Source organism: Micromonospora costi, assembly GCF_003626655.1.
GTDB classification, from domain to species: Bacteria; Actinomycetota; Actinomycetes; order Mycobacteriales; family Micromonosporaceae; genus Micromonospora; species Micromonospora costi.
This window is the reverse complement of record NZ_RBAN01000001.1, coordinates 1,080,406-1,101,036: the sequence shown is the minus strand read 5'-3', so window position 1 is coordinate 1,101,036 and position 20,631 is coordinate 1,080,406. Positions and strand designations below refer to the sequence as shown.

The following is a 20,631-nucleotide window of genomic DNA, read 5'->3' as shown; positions in this document are numbered from 1 at the left end:
TAGCGGTGGCCGGACTCCAGGGATCCGGCCGCCTCGTGCCCGCCGAAACACTGACAAACGGGATGTTCGCGTGTTTGACACCTTGAGTGACCGCCTCTCCGGGATCTTCACCAAGCTCCGCGGCAAGGGCCGGCTCACCGACGCCGACATCGACGCCACCGCGCGCGAGATCCGCCTCGCGCTGCTGGAGGCGGACGTCGCGCTGCCGGTGGTCAAGGGCTTCATCGCCAACGTCAAGGAGCGGGCGCGCGGGGCGGAGGTCTCGCAGGCCCTCAACCCGGCCCAGCAGATCATCAAGATCGTCAACGAGGAGCTGATCAACGTCCTCGGTGGCGAGGGGCGGCGGCTCCAGTTCGCCAAGCAGCCCCCCACCGTCATCATGCTGGCCGGTCTCCAGGGTTCCGGTAAGACCACCCTCGCCGGCAAGCTGGCCCGCTGGCTCAAGGCCCAGGGGCACCAGCCCATGCTGGTCGCCGCCGACCTCCAGCGCCCGAACGCCGTCGGGCAGCTCCAGGTGCTCGGCGGTCGGGCCGGCGTCGAGGTGTACGCGCCGGAGCCCGGCAACGGCGTCGGCGACCCGGTGCAGGTGGCGCGGGACTCGATCGAGCACGCCCGCCGGGCCGCCCGGGACATCGTCATCGTCGACACCGCCGGCCGGCTGGGCATCGACGCCGAGATGATGCAGCAGGCCGCCGACATCCGCGACGCCGTCGACCCGGACGAGGTCATCTTCGTCATCGACGCGATGGTCGGTCAGGACGCGGTCCGCACGGCCGAGGCCTTCCGGGACGGCGTCGGCATCACCGGTGTGGTCCTCTCGAAGCTCGACGGTGACGCCCGCGGTGGCGCCGCGCTGTCGGTCCGGGAGGTCACCGGGCAGCCGATCCTGTTCGCCTCCACCGGCGAGAAGCTGGAGGACTTCGACGTCTTCCACCCCGACCGGATGGCCAGCCGCATCCTCGGCATGGGCGACGTCCTCACTCTGATCGAGCAGGCCGAGCAGGCCTTCGACGCCGATCAGAAGGAGAAGATGACCGCCAAGCTGATGGGCGGCGAGCAGTTCACCCTGGAGGACTTCCTCGACCAGCTCATCGCCGTCCGGCGGATGGGCCCGATCGCCAACGTGCTGTCGATGATGCCCGGCATGGGGCAGATGAAGGACCAGCTCGCCGAGCTGGACGACAAGCACTTCGACCGGGTCACCGCGATCATCCGGTCGATGACTCCGGCCGAGCGCACCAACCCGAAGATCATCAACGGCTCCCGGCGGGCGCGCATCGCCAACGGTTCCGGCGTCACCGTCATGGACGTCAATCAGCTGCTCAACCGCTTCGCCGACGCGCAGAAGATGATGAAGCAGATGGGCGGCATGATGGGCCTGCCCGGTGGCCGCCGCAAGGCCACCAAGTCGCCGAAGAACAAGCGCAAGGGCACCAAGGGCGGTGGGCGGCCGCGTACCGGGGCGGGGATGCCCGGCGGCTTCCCGGGCGGCATGCCGCAGCTGCCCGCCGGAATGGACCCGAACGACCTCGCCGGCCAGGGCCTCCCGCCGGGCTTCAAGCTGCCGAAGATCGACTTCAACAAGCTCGGCAAGGACAAGCGTCCCTGAGCGTGTGTCGGTGACGGCGGGCGACATCATCCGCACCTAGGGTGATGTCGCCCCCTGGAAGGGTTGTCATGACCGCGGCACCGATCCTGCCCGAGCGGCACGAGTGGACGGTCGACAACCTCGGTGACCTGCCGACGGACCTTCCGTACGAACTGATCGACGGAAGGTTGATCGTGCCGTTGCCCACCGCTGTGCACCAAGAGCTGTGTGTCGGGCTGCTACTCGCTCTTCGCGTCAACTGTCCCGCTGAATTCCTGGTCAGCATCGACCTGTCGATGCGGGTCGACCGCCGCAACGAGCCCCGGCCAGACGTCGTGGCGATCCGCCGGGAGCACGCCAACCGCAGCCCGGTCCCCGTCGAGGACGCGCTGCTCGCCGTCGAGGTCGTCTCCCCGACCAGCACCTTCCGCGACATGTACGAGAAGGCGAAGGTCTACGCCCATGCGGGAATCGGGTCGTACTGGGTGGTGGACCCGCTGCAGGAACGGATCGCGCTGACCGAGTACGCCCTCGGCGCGGACCGCCAGTACGAGCAGGTGGCCCACAGCGAGGATCTGTTCGTCACCGAGCGGCCGTGGAAGGTCTCGGTCGACCTCCCCGCGCTGGCCGCGCGACGCAACGGCCTGGTGGACACGGACGCGCGGTGATCGGGTAGGACTGTGCACATGGCTCTGCATGTGCGCGGTGTGCTGCTTCCCGACGACGAGGTCCGCGATCTGTGGCTGGTCGGCGACCGGGTGACCTTCGAACCGGTGCCCGGCGCCGAGACGGTCGTCCACGGCGGTTACGTGCTGCCCGGTCTGACCGACGCGCACTGCCACATCGGCATCGCCCGGGGTGGGGCGCCGATCACGTCGATCGACGAGGCCCGCGAGCTGGCCCGCGTCGACCGCGACGCGGGGGTGCTCGCCATCCGCGACGCCGGGTCGCCGTACCCGTACCCGGAACTGGACGACGCCGACGACCTGCCCCGGCTGGCCCGCGCCGGCCGGCACGTCGCCCCGCCGAAGCGCTACCTGCGCGACATCGGTGTGGAGGTCGGCGCCGCCGAGGTGGCCGAGACGGTGGCCGCGCAGGCGTGGGCGGGGAACGGCTGGGTCAAGCTGGTCGGCGACTGGATCGACCGGGGGGTGGGCGACCTCGCCCCGGCCTGGGACGCCGACACCATGACCGCGGCCGTCGAGGCCGCGCACGCCGCGGGCGTACGCGCCGCCGTGCACACCTTCTCCGAGTCCGCCGTGGAGATCATGGTGCGCGCGGGGGTGGACTCGGTCGAGCACGGCACCGGCCTGAGCCTCGACCTGATCGACCTGATGGCCCGGCAGGGCACCGCCCTGGTGCCCACGATGATCAATATACGGACGTTCGGCGGGATCGCCGACCAGGCGCGTGGCAAGTTCCCCGGGTACGCCGACCACATGCTGGCCCTGCGCGACCGCTTCCCGACCGTGGTCCGGGCCGCCCACGAGGCCGGTGTGCCGATCTTCGTGGGCACCGACGCGGGTGGCGGCATCGACCACGGGCTGGCCGCCGAGGAGATGCTGCTCCTGCACGAGGAGGCGGGCATGGCCCCGGTGGACGTGCTGGCGGCCGCGTCCTGGCGGGCCCGGGAGTGGCTCGGCTTCCCCGGCCTGGTCGAGGGCGGCCTCGCCGACCTGGTCGTCTACCCGGAGGACCCGCGGGCCGACCTGCGCGTGGTCCGCACGCCGACCCGCATCGTCCTACGCGGCCACGTAGTCCGCTGACCCCACCAGGCTCACCTCGGTGATCATGAAGTTATTGCCCTCGACCTCGGCGTGTCGGGGCAATAACTTCATGATCAACGGGTGAGGGGGCGACGCGGGGCGGTGGTGGGGCTCCCGGGGGCGGTGGCGCGGCCGGTGGCGCATAGGATGTGCGGTCATGGCACGCGTGCTCACTCCCCGTGCGGAGGACTTCCCCCGCTGGTACCAGGACCTGATCGCCAAGGCGAAGCTGGCCGACAACGGCCCGGTCCGGGGGACCATGGTGATCCGACCGGCCGGCTACGCCATCTGGGAGCGGATGCAGGCCGAGATGGACGACCGGATCAAGGCGGCCGGCGCGGAGAACGCGTACTTCCCGCTCTTCATCCCGGAGAACTACCTCAAGCGCGAGGCCGAGCACGTCGAGGGCTTCTCGCCGGAGCTGGCGGTGGTCACCCACGGTGGCGGCAAGCAGCTCGCCGAGCCGGTGGTGGTGCGCCCCACCAGCGAGACGGTGATCGGCGAGTTCATGGCCAAGTGGATCGACTCGTACCGGGACCTGCCGCTGCTGCTCAACCAGTGGGCCAACGTGGTCCGCTGGGAGCTGCGCCCCCGGATCTTCCTGCGGACCAGCGAGTTCCTCTGGCAGGAGGGGCACACCGCGCACGCCACCCGTGAGGACGCCCGGGCGTACGCGCGGCGCATCCTGCACGAGGCGTACGAGGACTTGATGGTCAGCGTGCTGGGCATCCCGGTCGTGGTGGGCCTCAAGACCGCCCGGGAGCGCTTCGCGGGCGCGACGGCCACCTACACGTGCGAAGGCATGATGGGCGACGGCAAGGCGCTGCAGATGGGCACGAGCCACGAGCTGGGCCAGAACTTCGCCAAGGCGTTCGACATCAGCTACTCCTCCGCCGAGGGCGGCCGGGAGCACGCCTGGACCACCTCCTGGGGCACGTCGACCCGGATGCTCGGTGGCCTGATCATGTGCCACGGCGACGACAACGGCCTGCGGGTGCCGCCGAAGCTGGCGCCCGTGCAGGCGTACGTCATGGTGGTCAAGGACGGCGAGGGCGTCGGCGAGGCGGCGGCCAAGCTGCGGGACGCGCTGCGCGACGCCGGTGTCCGGGTGGCGCTCGACGACCGCACCGACACCCCGTTCGGCCGCCGGGCCGTCGACGCCGAGCTGCGCGGTTATCCGGTACGCGTCGAGGTCGGCCCGCGGGACCTGGCCGCCGGCAACGCGGTCGTGGTGCGGCGCACCGACGGGTCGAAGGCGCCCACGCCGGTGGCCGACGTGGTGTCCGCGGTGCTGACCGCGCTGGAGGCCGACCAGAAGGCGCTGCACGACCAGGCGTTGGCGTTCCGGGAGTCGCGCACCACCGAGGTGTCCACCCTCGCCGAGGCGATCGAGGCGACCGCGACCGGCTGGGCCCGGGTGCCCTGGTCGGCGGTGGGCGTCGAGGGCGAGGCCGAGGCGAACGGGCAGGGCGTCACCGTACGCTGCCTGCTCCGGGCCGACGGCTCGGTGCCGGACTCCGAGGACGAGCCGGACCTGGTCGCCGTCCTCGCGCGCGCCTACTGAGGTGCGGCCGAGCTCTCCCGCTCGGCGGTTCGAGCCGGGGCGGCTGGTCGTCCATCGCAACGTCCGCCGGGGCCGGATCGGCTGGGTCCGCACCGCCCGGGTGGTGAGCGACGACGACCGGGGCCTGCTGCTGTGGGTCGCCCGGAACTCGCCGGTCGCCAGCGAGGTGACCGAGGCCGGGCTGGGCATGCGGGCCGTCACCTTCGCCGAGTGGATCTCCTCGTCCTACCGGCTGGCGTTCGGACGCTGGAACGGGCCGCCGGTGCTGAAGTTCCTGCCCACCGGGGCGGCCCACTCGGTCTGGTGGTTCCGGGACGCGGACGGCCGGTTCGCGAACTGGTACGTGAACCTCGAGGAGCCGGGCGTGCGCTGGGACGACGGTGACCTCGCCGGCGTCGACGTGGTCGACCAGGACCTCGACGTGGTCGTGTGGCCGGACCGGACCTGGGAGTGGAAGGACGAGGGGGAGTTCGTCGAGCGGCTCGCGTACCCCGACCACTACTGGGTGACCGACGAGGCGGCCGTACGCGCCGAGGGCAAGCGGGTGATCGCCCAGGCCGAGGCGGGCGAGTTCCCGTTCGACGGCACGTGGCGCGACTTCGTGCCGCCGGCCGGTTGGGACGTCCCCGAGGCGCTGCCGCCGGGCTGGGACCGGCCGCCCGTACGCTGACCGGAAGGTGTGTCGCGGATCACTTTTCCGGTCGGTGGGTGAGCTGCGCCGTCCGGTGTGAGGGTTCGCGGCCGGATCTGGCAGAATGGGTCGCTGGTATCCGGCGCGCGTCCGGCGCCCTCTAACCCGGGCGCGTCGCCAGTCCACCGAGCAGTCTCCGGCCCATCCCCACTGTGCCGGTCGGCGCTCACCCGTGCACACCGCCCGTACGGGCTGGTGAGATCGCAACAGGAGCGAAACAACTGTGGCCGTAAAGATCCGGCTTCTGCGGATGGGCAAGATCCGCAACCCGCAGTACCGCATCGTCGTCGCCGACTCGCGCACCAAGCGCGACGGCCGGGCGATCGAGTTCGTCGGGATCTACCAGCCGAAGGAAGACCCTTCGGTGATCGAGGTCAAGTCGGACCGGGTCCAGTACTGGCTGTCCGTCGGCGCCCAGCCGAGCGAGGCGGTGCAGCGGCTGCTGGAGCTGACCGGTGACTGGCAGAAGTTCAAGGGCCTGCCGGCCCCGCCGCCGCTGAAGGTCGCCCCAGAGCGGGCCGACCGCACGGCGGCCTACGAGGCCGAGGCGAAGGCCGCGGCCGGGCTGGGCGGCGAGGCCGAGGCGAAGCCGGCGAAGAAGGCGGCCAAGGCCGCCGAGGCGCCGGCCCAGACCGAGGAGCAGGCCGGTGCGGACTCCGGCGAGCAGGCCTGACGTGGCACTGCGTCCCGCCCTGGAACACCTGGTCAAGGGCATCGTCGACCACCCGGATGACGTACGCGTCCGGCTGGTCGACTCCCGCCGGGGCAAGCGGCTCGAGGTCCGCGTGCACCCCGAGGACCTCGGCACCGTGATCGGGCGGTCCGGCCGCACGGCCAAGGCGCTGCGCCAGGTGATCGGTTCCATCGGCGGGCGTGGCGTGCGCGTCGACATCGTCGACTCGTACTGATGCTGCTCATCGTCGGCAGGATCGGCAAGCCGCACGGCATCCGCGGTGAGGTCACCGTGGAGGTGCGGACCGACGAACCGGAAGCGCGGTTCGCCCCCGGGTCGGTGCTGCGCACCGAGCCGGGGGCGGTTCCGCCGCCGCAGCCCGCGGTCGCGCCCGGTGCCGTCTACCGGGTGCCCGAGGCGTTGACCGTCGAGTCGGCCCGCTGGCACCAGGGCCGGCTGCTCGTCGCGTTCGAGGGCGTCCTGGACCGCGACGTCGCCGAGGCGCTGCGCGGCACGCTCCTCGGCGTGGACAGCGCCGACGTCGCGCCGCCGGAGGACCCGGAGGAGTTTCACGACCACCAGCTCGTGGGGCTCAGCGTGGTCACGCCGACCGGCGAGCGGCTGGGCGAGGTGGCCCGGATCGACCATGCCCCCGCCTCCGACCTGCTGGTCCTGCGCCGCCCCGAGGGGAAGACGGCGCTCATCCCGTTCGTCCGGGCGATCGTCCCCGAGGTCGACCTCGCCGGCGGTCGCGTCGTCGTCGACCCGCCCGGCGGCCTGCTCGACCTGTAGCCACCCGGAGCGCCCCCGTCATGCGCGTCGACATCGTTTCGATCTTCCCGGAGTACTTCGCCCCGCTGGACCTGTCGCTCATCGGCAAGGCCCGGGCCAACGGCACGCTGCGGCTGGCCGTACACGATCTGCGGACCTGGACGCACGACGTGCACCGCACCGTGGACGACACCCCGTACGGCGGCGGCCCCGGCATGGTGATGCGGCCCGAGCCGTGGGGTGAGGCGCTGGACGCCCTCTCGCCGGCGGAGCTGACGCCGCCCCGCCTGCTCGTCCCCTCGCCGGCCGGCGCGCCGTTCACCCAGGCCATGGCGTACGAGCTGGCCGCCGAGCCGCACCTCCTCTTCGCCTGCGGCCGGTACGAGGGCATCGACCAGCGGGTGCTCGACCACGCCGCGACCCGGATGCCGGTCACCGAGGTCTCCCTCGGCGACTACGTGCTCTTCGGCGGCGAGGTCGCGGTGCTGGTGATCCTGGAGGCGGTCACCCGGCTGCTGCCCGGGGTGCTCGGCAACGCCGGCTCCCTGGACGAGGAGTCGCACGCCCACGGGCTGCTGGAGGCGCCGGTCTACACCAAGCCGCCGAGCTGGCGGGGGCACGAGGTGCCCGAGGTGCTGCGCTCCGGCGACCACGGGCGGATCGCCCGCTGGCGGCGGGAGGAGGGGCTGGTGCGCACCGCCGTACGCCGCCCGGACCTGCTGGAGGCGCTCGACCCGGGAAGCCTGGACAAACGGGACATCACCGCGCTCGACCGGGCCGGATTTCAGATGCCACCGGGGGATGTGGCAAAGTAGGGGGGTTGCCGCAGTCGGCCGCGCCGCGGGCGGCTGCGAGGATCCTCGACCGGGGTCGGGTCGACCGACCACCACCCGGGGATCAGAATCACCCATTCGCGCACCGACTGACGGTGCGCCGTGAGCCTCACGAGGACGCAGCGATGAACATCCTGGACGCCCTTGACGCCCAGTCGAAGCGGGTCGACCTCCCCGACTTCCGTGCCGGTGACACCGTGAAGGTGCACGCGCGGGTCGTCGAGGGTAACCGGTCCCGTGTCCAGATCTTCCAGGGCGTGGTCATCCGCCGCCAGGGTGACGGGCTGCGCGAGACCTTCTCGGTCCGCAAGATCAGCTTCGGTGTCGGTGTCGAGCGGACCTACCCGCTCAACAGCCCCGCGATCGACCGGATCGAGGTCGTGACCCGCGGTGACGTCCGCCGGGCCAAGCTCTACTACCTGCGCGAGCTGCGCGGCAAGAAGGCCAAGATCAAGGAGAAGCGGGAGAAGCAGCCCGCGAGCTGACGTCCCGCCCGCCACGCCTGAGCTGCACCCGTGTCGCGTCGGCCGCACCGCACTACGCTGGTCGGCGCGGGCGCAGCGAGGTGTCGGTTCCGCGTCGTCGCGGAGAACAGCCGTCCACTGCCGCCCGTGGGGCCTCGCCGAGGCTCCCGGGCGGTGGTGTCGTTTCTGGGGATCGGGGAGTGGCGTGGCGCAGTCGCTTGACGAGGACGGCACCGTCGACCCGTGGCGCCGGCGCGTCCGCCGCACCCGCCGGCAGATGCCGCTCTGGCAGGAACTCCCGCTGCTGCTGGTCGTCGCCTTCTGCCTCGCGGTGCTGATCCGCACCTTCCTGCTCCAGGCCTTCTTCATCCCGTCCGGCTCGATGGAGGACACGCTCCTCGTCGGCGACCGCGTGCTGGTCAACAAGGTCGTCTACGACGTACGCGACCCGGCACGCGGCGAGGTGGTGGTGTTCCGGGGCACCGACCGGTGGGCGCCGCAGGTGGCCGACGAACCGGCGCCCGGGTTCCTCGGCAAGCTCGGCCGCACCGTGGGTGACCTGGTCGGGGTGAGCCGCCCCGGCGAGAAGGACTTCATCAAGCGGGTGATCGGCGTTCCCGGTGACCGGGTGAGGTGCTGCGACGCGCAGGGCCGCGTCACCGTGAACGGCACGCCGCTCGACGAGACGTACGTCATCCGGGACTCCCCGGTGGACATCCCGCCCAGCCCCAACGAGTGCCGGTCGCGCCGCTTCGACGAGGTGGTGGTCCCGCCCGGCCAGATCTTCGTGATGGGCGACCACCGACTGGTCTCCCAGGACGCCCGCTGCCAGGGGCCGGTGCCCATCGACAACGTGGTCGGCCGGGCGTTCCTCGTGGTCTGGCCGTCCTCACGGTGGAGTTCGCTTCCCGTGCCGAAGACGTTCGACAGCGTGGCCGGGCCGGTCGCCGCGGCACCGGCCGGGCCGGCGCCGCCACGGCCCACTCCGGAGGGTGGCGCGCTGCTCGTCCTCCCGCTCGCGGCCGCGCTGACCCGTTCTCGCGCGTTCCGGACGGTGGCGTCCAGCCGGGCAACGTAGGCTCCTTGGCGTGATTGACGAGCAGACCGACAAACCGCGTAGCTCCTTCTGGAAGGAGTTGCCGATCCTGCTGGGTGTGGCGATCCTGGTCGCGGTGCTGGTGCGCGCCTTCGTCCTGCAGACGTTCTTCATCCCCTCCCCGTCCATGGAAAACACCCTCAAGATCGACGATCGGGTGCTGGTCAACAAACTGGTCTACGACTTCCGGTCACCCCACCGCGGCGAGATCATCGTCTTCAAGGCGCCGACCGAGTGGAGCGGCAACCCTGACGGCGAGGACTTCATCAAGCGAGTGATCGGTGTCGGCGGCGACCACGTGGTCTGCTGCGACGCGCAGGACCGTCTCGTGATCAACGGTAAGTCGCTGGACGAGCCGTACATCTTCTCGCTCGACGGGGAGCGGGACCGCCCGGCCGACCAGGAGTTCGACATCACCGTGCCGGAGGGTCGGCTGTGGGTGATGGGTGACCACCGTTCGGCGTCGGGCGACTCGCTGGAGCACTGGCAGCAGTCCGGGCAGGACATCACGTCCGCGACCATCGCCGAGGACGAGGTCGTGGGCCGCGCGTTCACCATCTTCTGGCCGGTGAGCCGGGCCACCTGGTTGAGCGTCCCGAAGCAGTACGACGGCATCCCGAACTCGTAGCTACCCGGGCGGGCGTGGGCGATCGGCGGCCCGTCTGGCAGGCTGGTGCGGTGACCGTCTACACCCCTCGGCGTGCGGCGCGCGTGCTGCTGGTCGACGCGGACGGCCGGGTGCTGCTCTTCGCCGGGTTCGACCCGGCACGCCCCGAGCACCGGTACTGGTTCACGCCCGGCGGCGGCCTCGACCCGGGCGAGTCCCCGGCCGAGGGCGCGGCCCGCGAACTGGCCGAGGAGACGGGGCTGCGGCTGTCCCCCGTTGAGCTGGGCGAGCCGGTCTGGCGCGACACGATCGAGTTCCCGTTCGACGGCGTGTGGTACCGCCAGGAACAGGAGTTCTTCCTGGTCCGGGTGCCGTCCTGGGAGGTGGACACGGCGGGCTTCAACGCCATCGAGCAGGCCACCACGACCGGACACCGCTGGTGGTCGCCGGCCGACCTGGCGGCCAGCGCCGAGCGCTACTACCCGGCCGACCTACCGGGGCTGCTGTCCCGGGTCCTGCGGGCGGCCGACGAATCCGACGCGGGGGAGGGTGGTGCTTCGTGCTGACCCCGCCGCGCACCGTCGTGCGCCGGGAGGCCGGGCTGTACGCGCTGGAGCGCGCGTTGCAGCGACGCGGCTTCCGGCACGTGGCCGGCGCCGACGAGGCGGGCCGGGGCGCCTGCGCCGGGCCCCTGGTCGCGGCCGCCGCGATCCTGCCCGAGGGTCGCCGCGGTGAGATCGACGGTCTCGCGGACTCCAAACTGCTGACCCCGGCCAGCCGCGAGCGGATCTACGACGAGGTCGTCGCGCGGGCCCTGGCGTACGCCGTGGTGGTCATCCCGGCGGAGGAGGTCGACGCCCGCGGGCTGCACGTGTGCAACCTGGCCGCGATGCGCCGGGCGCTGGCCTCGCTCGCCACCCGTCCCGAGTACGTGCTGACCGACGGATTCGGCGTGGACGGCCTCGACGTGCCCGGTCTCGCGGTCTGGAAGGGCGACCGGGTGGCCGCCTGCGTGGCGGCGGCCAGCGTGCTCGCCAAGGTGACCCGGGACCGGATCATGGTGGAGCTGGACGGGACGTTCCCCGCGTACGGCTTCGCGGAGCACAAGGGCTACATCACGCCCGAGCACACGGCCGCGCTGCGGGAGCACGGGCCGTGCCGGGAGCACCGCTTCTCGTACGTGAACGTCGCGAGCGTGTCGGGCCGGGACGACCAGCCGCCACGGTCCCGCCGGCCGGTCCTGGCCGGCCGGCACACGGCCGCCGCCGAGCCAGGCCCCGAGGCGCTGTTCGAAGCGGGGTCCGAGGCAATGTTCGAGCCGGCCGCCGAGGCGCTGTTCGAGGCGGGGCCGGACGAGCCGATGGAGCGCTCTTGCGCCCCAGGGAGTACCGTCGGCGTGGCGTTGAGCGAGCGGCCTCGGCCGCCGGCGCCGGTGGGGGAAGATGTGGTCATGGAAGGCGGAGAGCGATGAGCGCGGAAGATCTCGAGAAGTACGAGACCGAGATGGAGCTGCAGCTCTACCGGGAGTACCGCGACATTGTCCGCCAGTTCTCCTACGTGGTGGAGACCGAGCGCCGGTTCTACCTGGCGAACCAGGTCGACCTGCACGTGCGCAACTCCGACGGCGAGGTCTACTTCGAGGTCGAGATGCACGACGCCTGGGTGTGGGACATGTACCGTCCTGCCCGGTTCGTCAAGAACGTCCGGGTGATGACCTTCAAGGACGTCAACGTCGAGGAACTCGAGAAGCCGGACATCTCCCTGCCGGCCGACTCCGGCTTCGGCGGCTGACCGGTCCGCGTACCGGTCCGCCGCCGGCCCATCGCGCGCGCCGGCGCCCCCACCACCGCCGCGCGCCCCCTCGGTCCCCCGGGCCTCGGTCTCCCTCGGCGCCGTTGATCATGAAGTTATTGCCGGCCGACACGGCGTGTCGGGGCAATAACTTCATGATCAACGGGCGGGTCTGGTCGCGGCCCGGCGGTTACTCCGGGATGACCGCCACCTCGACGCGCTGGACCAGGTTGTTGGCGAAGCCGCCCCGGTTCCAGGGCTGCTCGACCGGCTGGGTGCGCCCCGAGGCGTCGGTCGCCCGGGCGCCGAGGACGTGGCGGCCCGGCTGCGCCGTCCACTCGTAGTGCCAGCGCCGCCAGGCGAAGTCGCCGCCCGTCGGCTCGTCCAGAGTGGCCGGTGCCCACGTCGCACCGCCGTCGGTGGTCACCTCGACCGCCACGATCGGGGCGTGACCGGACCAGGCGCGACCGTCCACGGTGCACGGCCCGGGCCGGACCACCCGGGTGCGGGACATGAAGTCGGGGAAGCCCGGCGGCCGCACCAGGGCGCGCGGCTCGATCCGGGTCACCGGTACGCCCGGGTCGTCGGCGTTCTGCCGCAGCCGGTACGCCGACGCGTTCTGGTACCCCTGGAACGTCTCGGTGAGCACGCTGATCGAGCGGAGCCACTTGACGTGGGCCATGCCGTACCAGCCGGGCACGATCAGCCGCAGCGGGGCGCCGTGCTGCGGCAGCAGGGGAGCGCCGTTCATCTCGTACGCCAGCAGCACCTCCTCACGCAGCGCGTCCGCCACCGGCAGCGCCCGCTGGAAGTCCTGCTCGACGCCGCGCTCGACACCGTGGTCGGCGCCGGTGAAGACCACGTCGACCGCCTCCGGGGCGATGCCCGCTTCGCGCAGCAGCGGCGCCAGCGGCGTTCCCGTCCACTCCGCGTTGCCCACCGCCTCCACGAGCCAGGGCTGACTCACGGCACGCGGGTGCAGCAGGGCGCGACCGTTGCCGGCGCATTCGAGGGTCACCCGCCGGGTCACCCGGGGGCGCTCGCGAAGCTCCGCCAGGCTCACCGTCAGCGACCGCTCCACCGCGCCGTCGATGGTCAGCGTGTGCGTCTGCGCGTCCAGGTCCGGGATGTCGTAGTGGATCAGCAGGTAGTGCAGGCCGGCCGGAGTCACGTCGTAACGCAGCGCCTCCAGCGGGATGCCGTGGTTGCGCGCGGCGAGCTGCAACTCCTCGGTGGTGATGCCCTCGTCCGGCTCGGCGAGCCGCGAGGGCCCGCTGACCTCGGTCACGGCCGGCACGTTCAGGTCGTCGACGGTCGTCATGCTGGTCTCCCCGTCCCCACGGCGGCGGCTCCACCGTGCCCGACGTCAGCTTAGGGCCGCCCGCCCGGCCGCCCCCGGTCCGGCTCGGGTGGGGGCCTCGGGTGCGGCTGGGCTCGGGTGCGGTGCGGGCCCGGCATGATCGCGCTCGTTCCAGGATGTAGTGGCCTTCCCGCACGCCGGATGCCACTACATCCGGGATCGAGCGCGATCTTCCCCGTCCGGAACGACGAACTCGAACATCCGCACCCCGGCGGCGAGCGGACGGGATGGGCCGAGGAACCGGTGCACGCCCACGCCGACCCGATCGGCGGGAGCTGTCACCGCCACCGCGGTAAACCCCTCCTCCTCGAACCAGCGGCAGATCGTGGGGACCAGGTCGGGCGCTCGCCGGTGCCGGGTCCAGACGACGGTGCCGCCGGTCGCGCACAGCGCGGCACAGTGCCGGACCGTCATGTGGATGTCCGCGTCCGACACGTTGCCGAACACACCGCACACGAGCACGAGGTCGGCCGGGGCGAGGTCGGCGTACGTGTCCGTCCGGGCGGCGTCGCCCACCACCACGTGCACCCCGGTCAGCCCGGCATCCCGGGCCGCCGCGGTCGCGATCCCGGCGTTGCGGGGATCCAGCTCGACGAGGCGGGCCGTCACGTCGTCGCGTCGCGGGTGATTGGCGAGCACCGGGATCAGGTCCCGCCCCTGACCCGCGCAGAGGCTGATGGCGCGCAGCGGGCCGGCCGGGGCCCGGTCGAGGGCGTCGCGGACGTGCCGCTGTACCTCGGCCAGCCGGCGGGCCAGCGACGATCCGGCCCGGTCGTAGTCGTCGTGCCAGGCGTACCAGTCCGGCGTCATCGGGCCAGCGTAGGCGGCCGCGCATAGCAGATCGACAGCGCAAGCGGGTGACCATCCACAGCGCACCTGGTTGTCCACAGGGGAGCGCGCGGCGGCGCCTGTCCGGGGCAGGCTGCACCCATGCGACCAGGTCCCGCCCGTCCCGTTGCCCCTCGGCGACGTCGGCTCCCGCGCCGCGTCGCCGCGCCGCTCGTGGTAGCGGTACTCGTGGCCACGTCACCGCCCGTCGACGGCCACGACCCGGCGCCAGCCGCCTCCAGAGGCGAGGCGCCGCCGACGCCGGCCCAGGCGCGCTCCCGGGCAGCCGACCCGGTGGCCCTCGCGGGTGTGTTCCGGCGGGTCGAGGGCCGTCCCGGGCCGCCCGTACAGTCGCGCTCCCGGGCGGCCGACCCCTCGGTCGGCGCGGGTGTGTTTCGCTGGCCGGTCGACGGTCCGCCCCGGCTGGTCCGCCGCTTCGACCCGCCACCCCAGCCCTGGCTCGCCGGTCACCGGGGCGTCGACCTGGCCGCCGTCCCGGGAGCACCGGTGCGCGCCGCCGGGCCCGGCACCGTGCTCTTCGCCGGCATGGTGGCCGGGCGGCCGGTGGTCACCGTCGGGCACGCGGACGGGATGCGGACCACGTACGAACCGGTCCAGCCGTCGGTCACCGGAGGCGCGTCGGTCTCCGCCGGAGCGCCGCTGGGTGCCCTGCTGCCCGCGCACCCCGGCTGCCCGGACACGGCGTGCCTGCACTGGGGACTGCGGCGCGGCGAGGAGTACCTCGACCCGCTCACGCTGCTCGGGCTCGGCCGGGTCCGGTTGTTCCCGGTGGCCGGGCCGGTGCCGCCGGCTCGACTGCGCGCCGCAGGGGGCCGCGGTCCGCTCGCCGTCAGCTAGGCAGGCCGGCGAATCGTCTCCCGCGATCGGTCCTCAGCGCTGGGCGAGCAGCGGAGGCAGCCGCACGGCGAGCCGCTCGTACTCGTCCGGCGAGTTGTAGACCTGCCCGCAGAGCCGCAGCCACCCCTCGCCGTTCCAGGACATCACCGCCACCTCGGCGGCCAGACGCTCGGCGATCCGTTGCTGCAACTCCCGCGCCGCCTCGATCGTCGTGGCCAGGCCGCGCGGCAGCGGGATGATCCGCATGGCGACCTCGGGTCCGCCGGGGTCCGGCAGGCGGGCCGGCGCCACCCCGAGCGCGTCTCCCACCACCCTCTGGGCGTACGCGGCCAGCGCCGCATTGTGCGCGCGTACCCGGTCGACGCCGAGGCTGCGCAGGGTGAACAGCCCCGCCGGTGCGGCCAGCCAGGAGGTGTAGTCGAGGGTCGCCTGCCATTCGAGGCGTGCCGGGAAGCCGGCCTCCTGTTCCCAGGAGACCACCAGCGGCTCGATCCGGTCCCGCCACTGCGGTGCCACCACCAGCGCGGCGGTGCCACGTGGCGCGTACCCCCACTTGTGCAGGTTGCCCACCCAGAAGTCGGCGCCGACGCTCGCCACCGTGGCCGACAGCATCCCCGGCACGTGCGCGGCGTCGACCAGGACGGGCACACCGTGTTCGCGCGCCACCCCGACGATGGCGGCGACCGGGAAGAGCCGCGCGGTGGCGGAGGTGAGCTGGTCGACGACGAGCAGCCGGGTGCGGCCGGGGCGCAGAGCGGCCCGTACGGCGTCGACGATCTCCGCGTCGGTGGCCGCCAGCGGGATCGCCGCCACCCGGCTCTCCGCCCCCGTACGGCGGCACTCCCGCTGGATCGACAGGGTCACGGCGCCGTACTCGTGGTCGGTGCTCAGGATCTCGTCACCGGGACGTAGACCCAGCGACTGGAGCACCACCGCGACACCGGTGGTGGTGTTGCCGACCAGCGCGGTGCCCTCCGGGTCCGCACCGAGGAAGGTCGCCAGGTGCCGGCGGGTGTGGGCGATCCGGTCGACGAGCCCCTGCGTGAAGAAGCGCAGCGGGTTGGATTCCATCTCGTCGCGCAGCCGCTGCTGGGCCCGCTGCACACCGATGGGCACCGCCCCGAACGAGCCGTGGTTGAGGTGGCTGACCGCCGGATCCAGCGAGAAGAGCAGGCGGGCGCCCGGAATCGGCTCCGGTGGCTGCGGGACGCTCACCCGATGATCGTAACCGTCCGTCGATCATCATCGGCCGGTTCGGGTCAGGCGCGGGGATGGGCCTGCCGGTACGCGGCACGCAGCCGCTCCACCGAGACGTGCGTGTAGATCTGTGTGCTGGCCAGCGAGGAGTGGCCCAGCAGCTCCTGCACCGCGCGCAGGTCCGCGCCACCCTCCAGCAGATGGGTGGCCGCCGAGTGACGCAGCCCGTGCGGACTGATCCGGGGCAGGCCCGCGGCCTCGGCGTGGGCGCCGACGATCTGCCGCGCGGTGGTCGGGTTGAGCCGCCCGCCCCGGGCACCGACGAGCAGCGCCTCGCCGGAGCGCGGCGTGGCCAGGGCGGGCCGACCGTGGCGCAGCCAGTCGTCCAGCGCGCGCTGCGCGGGCACCCCGTACGGCACCGTCCGCTCCCGGCCGCCCTTGCCGAACACCCGTACCACCCGGCGCGCCTGGTCGACGTCCGACAGGTCCAGCCCGCAGGCCTCGCTGACCCGCACCCCCGTGGCGTAGAGCAGTTCCAGCAGCGCCCGGTCCCGCTGGCGGACCGGGTCACCCTCGGTCGTCGACACCACGGCAGCTTCGACGGGCGGGGCGTCCGACGCTGCGGCGCCGGTCCGGGCGGTTGCGGTTGGGCCACTGGAAGCGCCGGCCAACTCGACCAGCGTGGCGGCCTGCTCGGGGCGGAGGACGGTGGGCAGCTCGCGGTGGGCTCGGGGACTGGTCAGCGGGGCGGCCACGTCGGTGGTGAGCAGCCCCGAGCGGTGCGCCCAGGCGCTGAAGGTGCGCGCCGACGCGGCCCGGCGGGTCAGGGTGGCCCGCGCCGCACCCGTGGTCCGCTGCCGCGCCAGCCAACTCCGGAGCACCGTGAGGTCCAGGTCGGCCGGACGGGTGCATCCCATCCGGGTCGCGTGGGTGAACAGGGAGACCACGTCGGCCACGTACGCCCGGATGGTGTGTGCGGAGCGGTTCCGTACCCCGGACAGGTGCCCCGCGAAGGCGTCGATGGCCTCCCGCATCGCCTCCGGCAGCGCCTCGTGGGCGGCTCGGGTGCCACGGCCCTTCGCGGTCATCCCACCTCCATCGACAGCCTCCACCGGTACCGGTGACCGTCGTGGTCGGACGGCTCACGGGTACGGGTCCAGGCTACGGGCCGCCGCCGTGCGGCGGGGTTCTCCCGATCCGCGGAGGCTCCGGCGGCGACCACGACCGACGGTCGTCGCCGGGGCTTGCGTGACGCCCGCTCACGGTGACGCCGGCGTGCCGGGCCGGCGCGCTGCCGGACGGGGCGCAGGAGCCAGGGCGTAGCCGTCGTCGCGGCGGGCCACCAGCGCCAGCTCCTCCAGCAGCGACAGCTTGCGCAGCGCCGTCCGGATGTCCACGCCGGCGCGGGACGCCAACCGCTCCACGCCCACCGTGCCGCGGCGTGGCATCGCCTCCAGCACCGACCGCGCGTCGTCGTCGAGCGCGTCGGTCGGCCGGTCCGGGCCGCGTGCCGGCGGCGCGAGGTCCGCCCCGATGCGGCCGACCTCCTCCAGCACGTGCGGCACCCCGGTCACGAGGCGGGCCTTCGGGTGCTCCCGCAGCAGCTCGTGGGTGCCGACCGACATCGCCGAGGTGACCGGCCCCGGCACCGCCATGGCCGGGCGACCGATGGCGAGGGCGCGGTGCGCGGTCTGCGTGGCGCCGCTGCGGGCCGACGCCTCGACCACGACCGTGCCGAGCGTGCCGGCCGCGATGACCCGGTTGCGGATGAGGAACCGTGGACGCAACGGGTCGGCGCCCGGAGGCCACTCGCTGACCAGCAGGCCGGTGTCGGCGATCCGGTCGAAGAGTGCGGTGTTGCCCATCGGGTAGGGCCGGTCCACACCACACGCGAGGACGGCGACGGTGAGACCGCCGGCGTTGAGCGCGCCACGGTGCGCGGCGGCGTCGATGCCGAACGCGCCCCCCGACACGACCGTCCAGTCCCGGTCGGCCAGGGCGTACCCCATCTCGGTGGCGACGTGCGTGCCGTAGCCGGTCGCGGCCCGGGCGCCGACGACGGCCACGGACCGCTCCAGCGCCTCGCCCAGTGGCCACCCGCCCCGGACCCAGAAGCAGAGCGGCGGATCGGTCTCGGTGTCCACCCGGCGGAACGCGTCGAGGAGGCGGAGTCCCTTCAGGTCCGCCAGGCGCGCGGGCCACTCCTCGTCCTCCGGGGTCACGATCCTCGCCCCGAGCCGCTCGGTGCGCGCCACCGCCTCGGCCGCGACGGCCCGCGCGTCGCCGTCGGCGACCCGCGCGGCGACCGTGGCCCGCAGCTTCTCGTCCGGCGCCCCGCCGTCGAGCAGCAGCTCCAGCGCCGCCACGGGGCCGAGTCGGGCCGCCAACCGGTACACCGACCGGGTGCCCGGCTCGGCGAGCCACGTCAGGGCGATCCGTGCGAGCGTCCGCTCCTCCTGGGTGCTCATGCCGCGTCCCCCGTCCGTAGTTGGATGGCCTCCAGCACGTCCTCCCGGCTCGGCCGCGCCCGGCCGTCCAGGTCGGCGATGGTCCAGGCCAGCCGGATGATCCGGTCGAAGCCCCGCGCGGAGATCGACCCGGAGTCGAGGCGGCCCCGCAGCTCCGTCGTGTCCCGCGCGGGCAGCCGCCACGGCGGCCGCCGCAGGTGTGGCCCGGCGACCTCGGCGTTCACCCGGTGACCCAGGCCCGCCCATCGCGTCGCAGCCGCCTCACGGGCCGCCGCCACCCGCCGGGCCACGACCGCCGACGACTCGCCGCCGCCGTCGCCGGCCATCAGCTCGGCGGCCCGGACCGGCGGCAGCCTCACCTGTACGTCGATCCGGTCCAGCAGCGGCCCGGAGAGCCGGCCGAGGTAGCGCCGCCGGGCCAGCGGGCTGCACTCGCAGTACGCGTCGCCGGCTGGTTTCGCGCACGGGCAGGGATTGGCCGCGAGCACCAGCTGGGTCCGGGCCGGGTACTCGGTGCCACCCCGGCTGCGGGCCAGCTGGACCCGCCCGTGCTCCAGCGGCTGGCGCAGCGCCTCCAGGGCGCCCTTGCCGAACTCCGGGGCCTCGTCGAGGAAGAGCACACCGCGGTGCGCCAACGACACCGCGCCCGGCCGGGCCAGCCCGGAGCCCCCGCCCACCAGGGACGCCACCGTCGCGGTGTGGTGCGGCGCCTGGAAGGGCGGGCGGCGCAGCAACCGGCCTCCGGACGGGAGCAGCCCCGCGATGGAGTGCAGCGCCGTGACCTCCAGGGCGGCGTCGTCGTCCAGCTCGGGCAGGATCGACGGCAGACGCTCGGCGAGCATGGTCTTGCCGGCGCCCGGCGGCCCGAGCAGCGCGAGGTGGTGCCCGCCGGCGGCGGCGACCTCCAGGGCGCGCCGGCCGAGGGGCTGACCGGCCACGTCGGCGAGGTCCGGCCCATCGGCCGGTGGTGGCGGCTCGGCCGCGGGCGGCTCGATCAGCGGCGTCCCGTCGCGGACGAAGGTGACCAGCCGGTGCAGCGTGTCGACGGCCCGGACCCGCATTCCGGGGATCACGGCCGCCTCCGCGGCGTTGCCGACCGGCACGATGACCCGCTCGATCCCGGCCCGGGCGGCGGCGGCGACCATCGGCAGTACGCCGCGTACCGGGCGGACCGTGCCGTCGAGGCCGAGCTCGCCGAGGATCACCACCCGTTCCAGCGGCACAAGCGGCAGCTCGCCCGAGCCGCCCAGCAGGGCCACCGCGATGGCCAGGTCGAACGCCGAGCCGAACTTCGGCAGGGTGGCCGGCAGCAGGTTGAGGGTGATCCGGCGGTTCGGCCAGCGCTGGCCCGAGTTGACCACGGCGGCCCGGACCCGGTCCCGGGCCTCGTGCAGGGCCGTGTCGGGCAGGCCGGAGATCACCACGGCCGGTAGCCCCGCGGCCAGGTCGGCCTCCACCTCCACCAGGTGCCCGGTCATCCCCACCAGCCCGACGCAGAGCACCTTCGCGTAGCTCATCGGGCACCGCCGGCGCGGGCGCCCCGCATGTCAGAACGCGCCCTTCAGGTGCTCGACCCGGGCCGGGCCGGCGGCGGGCAGCCGGACGGAGAGCACGTCGAACCGGATCTCCTCGGCCGTGGTGCCGGTCTCCGCCAGCCAGCGGGCCGCGAGGACGCGCAGCCGCCGCGCCTTGGCCGGTACGACGGCCTCGGCGGGACTGCCGAACTCGCCACCCCGACGGGTCTTCACCTCGCAGAAGGCGAGCACCGGCCCGTCCCAGGCGATCACGTCGATCTCGCCGGTCGCGCAGCGCCAGTTGCGCGCGACCGGTCGCAGTCCCGTCTCGATGAGGTGCCGGACGGCGCACCGCTCGCCGTACGCGCCGACCGCCTGGTTCCGGTTCGTCATGCCGGCACGGTGCCCCGGGCCGCCAGGTCGGGGCGACCCCGTCGCGGCCCGGCTGTGGACAACGCCCGGTCTGTGGACGACCGCACGATCATGCTTCCCGCGTGGTATGCGGACCGCCCGATAAACGCCATCGAGCGCCGTCACGCGATCCGCGAACCACCGGCCACCC

23 protein-coding genes are annotated in these 20,631 nt (G+C 73.4%); 16 read left to right on the top strand and 7 right to left on the bottom strand.

Going from position 1 to position 20,631, the window contains the following annotated elements; translation table 11 throughout:
• Positions 1–70 precede the first annotated feature (70 nt).
• The 15 genes from ffh (at position 71) to D7193_RS04875 (ending at position 11,844) form a co-directional block, all read left to right on the top strand.
• Positions 71–1,609: a signal recognition particle protein gene (gene ffh / locus D7193_RS04945; RefSeq protein ID WP_120778137.1), complete on the top strand. Its 1,539-nt coding sequence runs from the start codon at positions 71–73 to the stop codon at positions 1,607–1,609.
• Positions 1,610–1,677: 68 nt separating this feature from the next.
• The gene (locus D7193_RS04940; protein WP_120778136.1) at positions 1,678–2,256 is read left to right on the top strand and encodes a Uma2 family endonuclease; all 579 of its coding nucleotides are present in this window, start codon (positions 1,678–1,680) and stop codon (positions 2,254–2,256) included.
• 18 nt (positions 2,257–2,274) lie between these two features.
• Positions 2,275–3,354, top strand: coding sequence for an amidohydrolase family protein (locus D7193_RS04935; protein WP_120778135.1), 1,080 nt, complete (start codon positions 2,275–2,277; stop codon positions 3,352–3,354).
• Between the two features lie 157 nt (positions 3,355–3,511).
• The gene (gene proS, locus D7193_RS04930) at positions 3,512–4,918 is read left to right on the top strand and encodes a proline--tRNA ligase (RefSeq protein WP_120778134.1); all 1,407 of its coding nucleotides are present in this window, start codon (positions 3,512–3,514) and stop codon (positions 4,916–4,918) included.
• Position 4,919: 1 nt separating this feature from the next.
• The gene (locus D7193_RS04925; RefSeq protein ID WP_120778133.1) at positions 4,920–5,588 is read left to right on the top strand and encodes a ribonuclease FAU-1 family protein; all 669 of its coding nucleotides are present in this window, start codon (positions 4,920–4,922) and stop codon (positions 5,586–5,588) included.
• Positions 5,589–5,832: 244 nt separating this feature from the next.
• The gene (rpsP, locus tag D7193_RS04920) at positions 5,833–6,282 is read left to right on the top strand and encodes a 30S ribosomal protein S16 (protein ID WP_120778132.1); all 450 of its coding nucleotides are present in this window, start codon (positions 5,833–5,835) and stop codon (positions 6,280–6,282) included.
• Entirely contained in the window at positions 6,257–6,517 is a 261-nt protein-coding gene (locus tag D7193_RS04915; protein ID WP_174242547.1) for an RNA-binding protein, read from the top strand. Before rpsP ends, D7193_RS04915 begins: the two co-directional genes overlap by 26 nt.
• 2 nt (positions 6,518–6,519) lie before the next feature.
• Positions 6,520–7,074 (top strand): ribosome maturation factor RimM, encoded by a 555-nt coding sequence (gene rimM / locus D7193_RS04910; RefSeq protein WP_174242590.1) that lies wholly within the window; start codon positions 6,520–6,522, stop codon positions 7,072–7,074.
• A 20-nt stretch (positions 7,075–7,094) separates the two neighbouring features.
• Positions 7,095–7,868 carry a tRNA (guanosine(37)-N1)-methyltransferase TrmD gene (trmD, locus tag D7193_RS04905; protein WP_120778130.1) on the top strand — a complete coding sequence of 258 codons (774 nt, stop codon included), beginning with the start codon at positions 7,095–7,097 and terminating at the stop codon, positions 7,866–7,868.
• Positions 7,869–8,011: 143 nt separating this feature from the next.
• On the top strand, positions 8,012–8,371 hold the full coding sequence (rplS, locus tag D7193_RS04900; protein WP_120778129.1) for a 50S ribosomal protein L19: 360 nt from the start codon (positions 8,012–8,014) through the stop codon (positions 8,369–8,371).
• 184 nt (positions 8,372–8,555) lie between these two features.
• Positions 8,556–9,428 carry a signal peptidase I gene (gene lepB, locus D7193_RS04895; RefSeq protein WP_120778128.1) on the top strand — a complete coding sequence of 291 codons (873 nt, stop codon included), beginning with the start codon at positions 8,556–8,558 and terminating at the stop codon, positions 9,426–9,428.
• A gap of 10 nt (positions 9,429–9,438) precedes the next feature.
• Positions 9,439–10,074, top strand: coding sequence for a signal peptidase I (lepB, locus tag D7193_RS04890; protein ID WP_120778127.1), 636 nt, complete (start codon positions 9,439–9,441; stop codon positions 10,072–10,074).
• A 50-nt stretch (positions 10,075–10,124) separates the two neighbouring features.
• Positions 10,125–10,619, top strand: coding sequence for an NUDIX hydrolase (locus D7193_RS04885; RefSeq protein ID WP_120778126.1), 495 nt, complete (start codon positions 10,125–10,127; stop codon positions 10,617–10,619).
• Entirely contained in the window at positions 10,613–11,524 is a 912-nt protein-coding gene (locus tag D7193_RS04880) for a ribonuclease HII (RefSeq protein ID WP_120778125.1), read from the top strand. Before D7193_RS04885 ends, D7193_RS04880 begins: the two co-directional genes overlap by 7 nt.
• Positions 11,521–11,844, top strand: a complete 324-nt coding sequence (locus tag D7193_RS04875) for a DUF2469 domain-containing protein (protein WP_007075222.1) — start codon at positions 11,521–11,523, stop codon at positions 11,842–11,844. Before D7193_RS04880 ends, D7193_RS04875 begins: the two co-directional genes overlap by 4 nt.
• Positions 11,845–12,034: 190 nt before the next feature.
• Here D7193_RS04875 and D7193_RS04870 read toward each other — a convergent pair whose 3' ends face one another.
• Positions 12,035–13,165 carry a sulfite oxidase gene (locus D7193_RS04870; RefSeq protein WP_120778124.1) on the bottom strand — a complete coding sequence of 377 codons (1,131 nt, stop codon included), beginning with the start codon at positions 13,163–13,165 and terminating at the stop codon, positions 12,035–12,037.
• A gap of 186 nt (positions 13,166–13,351) precedes the next feature.
• Positions 13,352–14,014, bottom strand: a complete 663-nt coding sequence (locus tag D7193_RS04865) for a class I SAM-dependent methyltransferase (RefSeq protein WP_120778123.1) — start codon at positions 14,012–14,014, stop codon at positions 13,352–13,354.
• Positions 14,015–14,221: 207 nt separating this feature from the next.
• Between D7193_RS04865 and D7193_RS04860 the strand changes: the two genes are divergently transcribed.
• Positions 14,222–14,890 carry a murein hydrolase activator EnvC family protein gene (locus tag D7193_RS04860; protein ID WP_241562816.1) on the top strand — a complete coding sequence of 223 codons (669 nt, stop codon included), beginning with the start codon at positions 14,222–14,224 and terminating at the stop codon, positions 14,888–14,890.
• A 33-nt stretch (positions 14,891–14,923) separates the two neighbouring features.
• Here D7193_RS04860 and D7193_RS04855 read toward each other — a convergent pair whose 3' ends face one another.
• From D7193_RS04855 to D7193_RS04835, 5 genes are all read right to left on the bottom strand, one after another.
• Complete coding sequence (locus D7193_RS04855; RefSeq protein WP_120778121.1) at positions 14,924–16,105, bottom strand: aminotransferase class V-fold PLP-dependent enzyme; 1,182 nt, start codon at positions 16,103–16,105, stop codon at positions 14,924–14,926.
• Positions 16,106–16,149: 44 nt separating this feature from the next.
• Positions 16,150–17,175: a tyrosine recombinase XerC gene (locus D7193_RS04850; protein WP_120778120.1), complete on the bottom strand. Its 1,026-nt coding sequence runs from the start codon at positions 17,173–17,175 to the stop codon at positions 16,150–16,152.
• A gap of 171 nt (positions 17,176–17,346) precedes the next feature.
• Entirely contained in the window at positions 17,347–18,555 is a 1,209-nt protein-coding gene (locus tag D7193_RS04845; RefSeq protein ID WP_120778119.1) for a DNA-processing protein DprA, read from the bottom strand.
• The gene (locus D7193_RS04840) at positions 18,552–20,072 is read right to left on the bottom strand and encodes a YifB family Mg chelatase-like AAA ATPase (protein WP_120778118.1); all 1,521 of its coding nucleotides are present in this window, start codon (positions 20,070–20,072) and stop codon (positions 18,552–18,554) included. The genes D7193_RS04845 and D7193_RS04840 overlap by 4 nt, the downstream gene beginning before the upstream one ends.
• Positions 20,073–20,102: 30 nt before the next feature.
• Positions 20,103–20,462, bottom strand: coding sequence for a YraN family protein (locus D7193_RS04835; protein ID WP_120778117.1), 360 nt, complete (start codon positions 20,460–20,462; stop codon positions 20,103–20,105).
• Between the last annotated feature and the right edge of the window lie 169 nt (positions 20,463–20,631).